General features: G+C 66.6%; 7 protein-coding genes. 4 read left to right on the top strand and 3 right to left on the bottom strand.

Annotated features, from left to right (window positions below):
* Nucleotides 1-550: 550 nt before the first annotated feature.
* The 3 genes from DIE11_RS32990 to glcC form a co-directional block, all read right to left on the bottom strand.
* The gene (locus tag DIE11_RS32990; RefSeq protein WP_124629537.1) at nt 551-877 is read right to left on the bottom strand and encodes a hypothetical protein; all 327 of its coding nucleotides are present in this window, start codon (nt 875-877) and stop codon (nt 551-553) included.
* Between the two features lie 946 nt (nt 878-1,823).
* Nucleotides 1,824-3,302, bottom strand: coding sequence for a nitronate monooxygenase (locus DIE11_RS32985; protein ID WP_124629536.1), 1,479 nt, complete (start codon nt 3,300-3,302; stop codon nt 1,824-1,826).
* 196 nt (nt 3,303-3,498) lie between these two features.
* Nucleotides 3,499-4,269: a transcriptional regulator GlcC gene (gene glcC, locus DIE11_RS32980; RefSeq protein ID WP_059604673.1), complete on the bottom strand. Its 771-nt coding sequence runs from the start codon at nt 4,267-4,269 to the stop codon at nt 3,499-3,501.
* Nucleotides 4,270-4,501: 232 nt separating this feature from the next.
* On the opposite strand from glcC, the gene glcD reads away from it, so the two are divergent.
* From glcD to DIE11_RS32960, 4 genes are read left to right on the top strand one after another with little or no spacing between them, the layout of a single operon-like run.
* Nucleotides 4,502-6,001 carry a glycolate oxidase subunit GlcD gene (gene glcD / locus DIE11_RS32975; protein ID WP_124629535.1) on the top strand — a complete coding sequence of 500 codons (1,500 nt, stop codon included), beginning with the start codon at nt 4,502-4,504 and terminating at the stop codon, nt 5,999-6,001.
* Complete coding sequence (glcE, locus tag DIE11_RS32970) at nt 6,001-7,083, top strand: glycolate oxidase subunit GlcE (protein WP_124629534.1); 1,083 nt, start codon at nt 6,001-6,003, stop codon at nt 7,081-7,083. Before glcD ends, glcE begins: the two co-directional genes overlap by 1 nt.
* A 24-nt stretch (nt 7,084-7,107) precedes the next feature.
* Nucleotides 7,108-8,328 (top strand): glycolate oxidase subunit GlcF, encoded by a 1,221-nt coding sequence (glcF, locus tag DIE11_RS32965; protein WP_124629533.1) that lies wholly within the window; start codon nt 7,108-7,110, stop codon nt 8,326-8,328.
* 22 nt (nt 8,329-8,350) lie between these two features.
* Nucleotides 8,351-8,755, top strand: a complete 405-nt coding sequence (locus tag DIE11_RS32960) for a heme-binding protein (protein WP_059604661.1) — start codon at nt 8,351-8,353, stop codon at nt 8,753-8,755.
* The last annotated feature ends 30 nt before the right edge of the window (nt 8,756-8,785 follow it).

Below are 8,785 nucleotides of genomic sequence, written 5' to 3'. Positions count from 1 at the left end.
CTTCCAAAGTCAAGGTTGCTCGCTGACGTGAGCAAAACGTCCTGATATTGTCGACGAATGAGGCCCATATGTCGACTAACTGCTTCTGGCCGAACCCGGTCTGTTGGCATCGGGGTGGCGGCCGACTGACGGGTGCCGACACAAGGGACAGTGGTACTTCTCTGAAGCGGCCATTCACTGAGAGGCGAGCCTTCCGGTGACCGGGTGTTCCGAGCTATTGATTCTCGGCCCGTCCCTCATAATCCCCCAATCTCTCGTAGACAATAGCGAAGCAGTCTCCCAGTTCCTGTTGAAGACGGTCACGCATCGTGGCCGCGCTCGCTTCAAAGCGCTCGTATTCAGGCGCGTCTCATGGTCCCGGGTCTGGTGGGTATTCCCAGTTGAGCGATAGGTCATGCCACGCCGTCATTTCCGCAAGCTTTCTGCGCGTTTCATCAGCTAGCGGCATCGAGTCCTCAATCGGACCAACCCCGTATGCGCTGCGAGTAGTGTCGTCTCCCGCCCAATACAACCGCCGCCCCATTCGAACATGAGTCTGAGTTGATATTTTTCAGTCATCGCAAGCTTCCGCGTCCGGGATAACCTCAAGTGCGGATAGCACGACCTTGAAGAACTCTTCCGCAAGCGCGTAATACTCCGCAGCTTCGGGTCTCCCGGCCGGGAACTCGTGCATGAAGCTTCTGCCGCGGTCGATAAGGAAGCTGATCGGTCGATAATTCTCGCTAAACCAGCAAGCAATCGTGTGATTGACCGCACTGGACAACTGATAGATCGTCGCGTCGCGCCGATACAGACGAAGTTCGAGAAAGCGCTTGTCATTCAACTGGCGTTGCAGTGAAGCGATATGCTCGAGCAACCGATTGAACTGCGTTGTCAAGGCGGCCACCTCTCATGGGTTCGTTGTTCGCGGACAGTCTGAATCAGCTTCGATGAGGCTATTTGTCTCGTGACTTGCTGGATATCGAACTGTCTCCGTTCGGTCTGAATCCGGCCAAGAATGCAAACACGCCAGTGTTCGATTGTCAGCGATCCGCGCTGAGGTGTCGACCGTCTGCTTCTGGCCGCTGCCCGCCGGATGTGACGGACGCCTGTCAACCCTAAGCGGAAGTAGCCTTCCCCAGAAGGCAGATGTCCGCATTTTGTATTACCCGCATTCAGGAGGAGTTGGTGGGACCAGTCCGTTGGGTTGTATTACCCCAAAGACTTTGGCGTGCCAGTACATATGGGGAGCCGCAAACCACTTCTTGTTCTGGCCCGTCATGAACTGCGCCAACTGGGCCATAGGTATTCCATAGCGACTGAACAATGCCAAAACGTCTCTCAGGGAAGCCTCAGAAAGACGTGACCGGACAACGAGCGTATCTTGCTCCCATCGCAACACCCCTGGGATTTCCATCGCCCACTCAAAAAGATGCTTCTCGTCGAGTTGCGAGCCGAACCAGATACCCGAACAATCGAGACGGACCATAGGCACCTCACACGCTTCCTGTGACGGAAATAGACAAAGACGTGATATCAATTGTCAACGGTCTAGATGCCGACGTCGACTGGCCGTTCCTGGCCGAACACCGACGCTCCTCCCCGGCGTTCCCCGAAATTCCGCGATGAACCTTTTTTATGCGCAATTGCCGCCGAGGTAAAAGAGAAGCTCGGCGCCTTCGGTATGACGAAGCAATGACTGAGATCCTGGAAGGCGCATTTGACTGAGAACCCTCGAATAGCGTCATCCCGCCTGAAACGAGGGAAAAACGTCGTTGACGCCAGCATCGCTTGCCCACAGCGGCGCGCGTCAGAGCGACGCGGGCCGATTCATTGCCCCTCCCCTACACGCTCCCCGCCCCCCTCTCCCTCAACCGCGCATCCACCGCGCCGATATTCTTCTCGTGCGCGACCAGCATCAACGACAGCGCATGATGAATATCCGGATCGGCCAGCGTCGGCAGCAGCGTCTGCAGTTTGCGCACGACCCAGCGTTGCCCGCGGTTCAGAAACGCCATCCGCTCGGCCAGATCATCGATCGCCATCGCCCTTTCATAGAATGAACCGGTCGCACGCGTCGGCATTGCACCGAGCGTCCGAATCGCGTCGACCAGCACGCTGCACCAGTGCGCCTCGTCCTGCCGAATATGCGCGATCAGCCGGTGGAGTTCGGCGTCTTCGGTAACCGCTGCCGCAGTCTCGGATGCAACGCGCGCCCCCGCCCGCTCCGCCTCCAGCAATTCATCGAGCGCCGCGAGCAACGCCGCACGCGCCTCATTCACTTCACCAGCCGATGAAGCCGCGCTTGTCTCGACGATCGCCGCCGCATCGCACACGATCCGGCGCAGCACCTCGCCGGCCGACTCGATCGCTCGAATTCGCCCGGCCCCCGTGCCCGCATACAACGCCATCGCCTCGAAATCACCGGTCATCGTACGCAACGGCGAGTCGGTGCTGAACAGATAAATGGGCCGCCCTTCCTCGTCGCCGATCACCACGCGCGCATCACTGAACGGATCACCGCGCTCGCCACGCGTGACACTCGACGGCAGCACGCGCACCCGCGCGCCGCGCGGCCAGTTGATGTGAAAGATATCGGTCAACAGCGTGTCGCCTTCACGCGCATCGACGATCCGCTGCTGGTGATACGCATGCGCGAACGATTCGTGCGTTGCGATGAACGCCGTACCCATCACCGCCCCCTGCGCACCGAGCGCCATCGCGGCGGCCACGTCGGCGCCGTCGACGATCCCGCCGGCCGCGAGCACCGGCAACCGCGTCGCGCGAATCACTTCAGGCAGCAACTCGGCCAACGGCCGATCACCACGCACGTGGCCGCCAGCCTCGCGCCCCTGAGCGATCAGCGCCTGCGCCCCGGCCGCCTCGGCCGCGCGCGCATCGTCGAGCGAGCCCACCTGATGAACCACCCGCACGCCCGCATCGCGCAGACGCTGCACGACGCCCGGCATCACATCCCAGAACAACGCAACCACGGGCACACGCAACTCGATACACGCATCGATCTGCGCCTTGAGCAATTCGGTCGGCGTCGACGCGGGAATCAGGTTGACGCCGAATGGCCGCTCGGTGGCCGCGCGCACCCGTTCGACCTCGCGCCGGATCAGCGCGACCGGCTCGCGCACCATCCCGAGAAAACCGAACCCGCCGGCGGCGCTCACCGCACTCGCGAGCTCCGCCCGCGCGACGCCGCCCATGCCCGCGAGCACGATCGGCCATGCACAGCCGAGCAGGTCGCAGACGGGGCGATGCAGGATCTGGACGGCGCGGGCCTCCGGCCCGTCGCCACGCGTCGGAATCGACATGCAGCGTCCTCCTTCAAGGATTGGCGGCGCGTCACGGTCAACCGCGAAGGCGCGTGTCGCGCAAGGGCGAAACGGGCCGTGTCGGGCCACGCATCAAATGGGTCACATTGTGACATATTGGCCCAAGAGACCGCGCGACCAGCGCAATATGCCTGATGCACGTCACGGCGCCAACGGCCACGCCGGTTCAAGCGGCTCAGGTCCATCCTTCGAGGCGCAGCGTCGAGCGCACGAGCCGCTGCTCCTCCGCTTCGATCTCGCGCAGATAATCGACGCACTGCCGGATATGCTCGCTCGCGGCCTTGCGCGCCTGGTCGGGCAACCGCCCGGTCACCGCGTTGTAGAGCCGCGCATGCTGCCGATCGATCTGCTTTTTCAGCGGCTCGCGGTGATAGAGATTGTTCACCGACGCGAACACGGAACTGAGCAGCAGATCCGTCAGCGACTGCAGCGTGTTGACGAGCACCGGATTGTGCGACGCCTCGCAGATCGCGAGATGGAACGCATGGTCGAGCTTCGCGCGCGCGGCCGGGTCGAGATCCTGCGCGTCGGCCGCGGTCATTTCCTCGTATCGGCGTTTGATCAGGATGAAGTCGGCGGGCGTGCCGCGCAGCGCGGCGAGCCGCGCGGCTTCGGTCTCGAGCATCCCGCGCACTTCGAACAGGTCGTACAGCGTGCGCGGCTGCGAGCCGAGCAGATGCATCATCGGCGAAACCTCGCGCTGCGGGGTCAGGCTCGCGACGAACGAGCCCTTGCCGTGCGTCGTGTCGATGATCCCGCGCGCGCGCAGCAGCTTCATCCCTTCGCGCACGGCCGTGCGCGACACGCCGAGCTTCTCGGTGAGCCGCCGCTCGGACGGCAGCGCCTGCCCGGCCTTGAGCACGCCGTCGACGATCAGTTGCTCGATCCGCTCGGCGACGACGTCGGCGACATTGCGCGCCGGCGCTTGTCGATCCTGCTTTTCCATACTGGTATGACCACTTTGGGCGAATGTTGTCGATTTTCTCACAATCCCTTGTTTGGATTGGGTTTTCCCCCTCGATCGACGCCCCTCGACAGGCACGCCTCGAAAAACTGGTATGACCACGCTGGCGACGTCTGGACATGCCCCCTCCGCCCGCCAAGAATGCCGTCCATCCGGTGCGCCGCGCATCCCGCGGCCGCCTGCATGATGAAGAGGGTGGAGACGGAGACACACGATGAGTTTCACCTACGACGAACGTATCGACGGCCCGTTGGCGACCGTCGACCGCGACACACTCGTTGCCGCACTGCACGCGGCGGCGCCCGGCCTCGACGTGCTGCACGAGCGCGAGGCGCTCAAGCCGTTCGAATGCGACGGCCTCGCCGCATACCGCACGGTGCCGCTCGCGGTCGTGCTGCCCGACACGGTCGAGCAGGTGCGCGCGGTGCTGCGCGTCGCGGCCGCGCACGGCGTGCCGGTGGTCGCACGCGGCGCGGGCACCGGCCTGTCGGGCGGCGCGATGCCGCTCGAAAAGGGCCTCCTGCTCGTCATGTCGAAGTTCAACAAGATTCTCGACATCGACCCCGATGCCGGCATCGCGCGCGTGCAGCCCGGCGTGCGCAACCTCGCGATCTCGCAAGCGGCCGCGCCGCACGGCCTTTACTACGCGCCCGATCCGTCGTCGCAGATCGCGTGCTCGATCGGCGGCAACGTCGCCGAAAACGCGGGCGGCGTGCATTGCCTCAAATACGGGCTGACGGTGCACAACATCCTGAAGGTCGAGATCCTGACGATCGACGGCGACACGCTGACGCTCGGCGCCGACGCGCTCGACGCCCCCGGCTTCGACCTGCTCGCGCTGTTCACCGGCTCGGAGGGGATGCTGGGCATCGTCACCGAGGTGACGGTCAAGCTGCTGCCGAAGCCGCCGAGCGTGAAGGTGTTGATGGCGAGCTTCGACGACGTCGCCGAAGCCGGTGCGGCGGTCGCGCGGATCATCGGCGCGGGCGTGATCCCCGGCGGGCTCGAGATGATGGACAACCTCGCGATCCGTGCGGCCGAAGACTTCATCCACGCGGGCTATCCGGTCGACGCGCAGGCGATCCTGCTGTGCGAACTCGACGGCGCGGCGACCGATGTCGACGAAGACGCCGAACGCGTCGCCACGCTGCTGCGTGACGCCGGCGCGTCGGAAATCCGCGTCGCGCGCGACGAAGCGGAGCGGCAGCGTTTCTGGGCCGGCCGCAAGAACGCGTTCCCGGCGGTCGGCCGCATGTCGCCCGACTACTACTGCATGGACGGCACGATCCCGCGCCGCGAACTGCCGCGCGTGCTCGAAGGGATCGCAGCGCTCTCGGCCGAATACGCGCTGCCGGTCGCGAACGTGTTCCATGCGGGCGACGGCAACATGCATCCGCTGATCCTGTTCGACGCGAACCGTCCCGGCGAGCTCGACCGCGCGGAGGCGCTCGGCGGCAAGATCCTCGAGCTGTGCGTCGCCGTGGGCGGCAGCATCACCGGCGAACACGGCGTCGGGCGCGAGAAGATCAACCAGATGTGCGTGCAGTTCAATGCCGACGAAATCACGTTCTTCCACGCGGTGAAGGCCGCGTTCGATCCGCAGCGCCTGCTCAATCCCGGCAAGAACATCCCGACGCTGCATCGCTGCGCCGAGTTCGGCGCGATGCACGTCCATCACGGCAAGCTGCCGTTTCCCGAACTGGAGCGCTTCTGATGCGACGCGAACGCGAACCCGAATCGATCGACGACAGCGCGGCGCTCGTCGCACAGGTCGACGCCGCGATCCACGATCGCCAGCCGCTGCACATTCGCGGCGCGGGCACGAAGGCATTCGTCGGCCGCGCCGTCGAAGGCCGCACGCTCGACGTGCGCACGCATCGCGGCATCGTCGCGTACGACCCGACCGAACTCGTCATCACCGCGCGCGCGGGCACGCCGCTCGCCGAACTCGACGCGATGCTCGACGCGGCGGGCCAGATGCTGCCGTGCGAGCCGCCGACGTTCGGCGGCGCGGCCACCGTCGGCGGGATGTTCGCGGCCGCGCTGTCGGGGCCGCGCCGCCCGTGGGCCGGCGCGGTGCGCGACTTTGTGCTCGGCTGCCGCGTGATCACCGGCCACGCGAAACATCTGCGTTTCGGCGGCGAGGTGATGAAGAACGTCGCGGGCTACGACGTGTCGCGGCTGCTCGCGGGCAGCTTCGGCTGCCTCGGCGTCGTGACGGAGGTGTCGCTGAAGGTGCTGCCGAAGCCGCGCGCGACCGGCGATCTCGCGTTGCCGCTCACTGCGGGCGAAGCCGTTCAACGCGTCGCCGGGTGGCGGCGCGCGGGGCTGCCGCTCGCGGGCGCCTGCCACGCGGACGGCGTGCTGCGCGTGCGCCTCGAAGGCGGCGAGGGCTCGGTGAAGGCCGCGCGCGACACGATCGGCGGCGAGCGCATGGACGATCGCGACGACGGGTTCTGGGCGCGGCTGCGCGACCTGTCGCTGCCGTTCTTCGACGATCCCCGCCCGCTGTGGCGCGTGTCGGTGCCGGCCGCCGCGCCGCTCGACCCGCTCGCCGGCGCGGTGCTCGTCGACTGGGGCGGCGCGCAGCGCTGGCTGAAAACCGACGCCGCACCGGCCGACGTGCAGCGGTTCGCCGCGCAGTGGGGCGGCCACGCGACCTGCTTCACGGCCGGCACGACGTCCGAGCCGTTCCAGCCGTTGCCGCCCGCGCTGCTGCGCGTGCATCGCCAGCTGAAGGCGCAGCTCGATCCGCATGCGATTTTCAATCCCGGCCGCCTGTACGCGGACGTCTGACGCCAACCCGACTTCGAACCGCCGATGCAAACCAATCTCAGCGAAGCCAGCAAGGCCCTCGACCGGGCCGACGAAGCGGAAGCGATCCTGCGCGCGTGCGTGCACTGCGGCTTCTGCAATGCGACCTGCCCGACCTACCAGGTGCTCGGCAACGAGCTCGACGGGCCGCGCGGACGCATCTACCTGATCAAGCAAATGCTCGAAGGCGAACCGTGCGGCGAGCGCACGCAGCAGCATCTCGACCGCTGCCTGACCTGCCGCAACTGCGAAACGACCTGTCCGTCCGGCGTGCGCTATCACACGCTGCTCGACATCGGCCGCGCGGAAGCCGAGAAACGCGCGCGGCGTCCGGCGCGCGAGCGCCTGCTGCGCGCCGGCCTGCGTCACGTCGTGCCGCGGCCGGCGACCTTCGCCGCGCTGCTGAAGGCCGGCCGCGCGCTGCGCCCGCTGCTGCCCGGCACGCTGCAGGACAAGATCCCGGCCACCGTGCCCGCCGCCATGCCGCGCCCGCCCGTGCGCCACGCCCGGCGCGTGCTGATGCTGGAAGGCTGCGTGCAGCCTTCGCTGTCGCCGAACACGAACGCGGCCGCCGCGCGCGTGCTCGACCGGCTCGGCATCAGCGTGACGCCCGCGCGCGAGGCCGGCTGCTGCGGCGCGACCGAATATCACCTGAACGCGCAGGATGCCGGGCTCGCACGCGCACGCCGCAACATCGATGCATGGTGGCCCGCGATTGCGGCCGGCGCGGAAGCGATCGTGCTGACGGCGAGCGGCTGCGGCGCGTTCGTGAAGGAATACGGCGACCTGCTGCGCTCCGACCCCGTCTATGCGGACAAGGCGCGGCGCGTCAGTGCGCTGGCGCGCGACCTCGCGGAAGTGATCGCGGCCGAGCCGCTCGACGCGCTGGCCGATGCGACGCAGCGCCGCGTCGCGGTTCATTGCCCGTGCACGCTGCAGCACGCGCAGCGGCTCGGCGGCGCGGTGGAGAGCATCCTGACGCGGCTCGGCTTCGATCTGACGAATGTCGCCGACGGCCACCTGTGCTGCGGCTCCGCCGGCACCTATGCGCTGACGCAGCCCGAACTCGCCACCAAACTGCGCGACAACAAGCTCGACGCGCTCGAAGCCGCACGGCCGGACCTGATTGTCACGGCCAACATCGGCTGCCAGACTCACCTGAACGGCGCGGGCCGCACGCGCGTGCGCCACTGGATCGAGCTCGTCGACAACCGACTCGTCAACTGACCGCTGATTCCGGAGGAACGCCATGAAAACGAAGCCCGAACTCGAACTCGCCGACGTAGACCGCATGCTCGCCGCCGCCCGCGCGGAAGCCGAGCGTCACGGCTGGGCCGTGTCGATCGCCATCGTCGACGACGGCGGGCACCTGCTCGCGTTCGCACGCCTCGACGGTGCATCGGCGGCCAGCGCCTGCATCGCGCAGGACAAGGCGCGCGCGGCGGCGCTCGGCCGTCGCGAGACGAAGGCGTATGAGGATATGATCAACGGTGGCCGCACGGCGTTTCTGAGCGTGCCGCTGACGGGGTTGCTCGAAGGCGGCGTGCCGGTGACGGTGGATGGCCGCATTGCGGGCGCGATCGGTGTGTCTGGCGTAAAGTCCGAACAGGATGCGCAGATCGCCCGCGCCGGCACACAAAGCGTCGCGGCCTGATCCGCGCGCGTTTTTCATTCCCCGGGAGGA

The sequence above is a fragment of the Burkholderia sp. Bp9012 genome (assembly GCF_003853825.1).
In the GTDB taxonomy this organism is placed as follows: Bacteria; Pseudomonadota; Gammaproteobacteria; order Burkholderiales; family Burkholderiaceae; genus Burkholderia; species Burkholderia diffusa.
The sequence above is the reverse complement of the archived record's forward strand: the minus strand, read 5'-3'. Positions and strand labels throughout refer to the sequence as shown.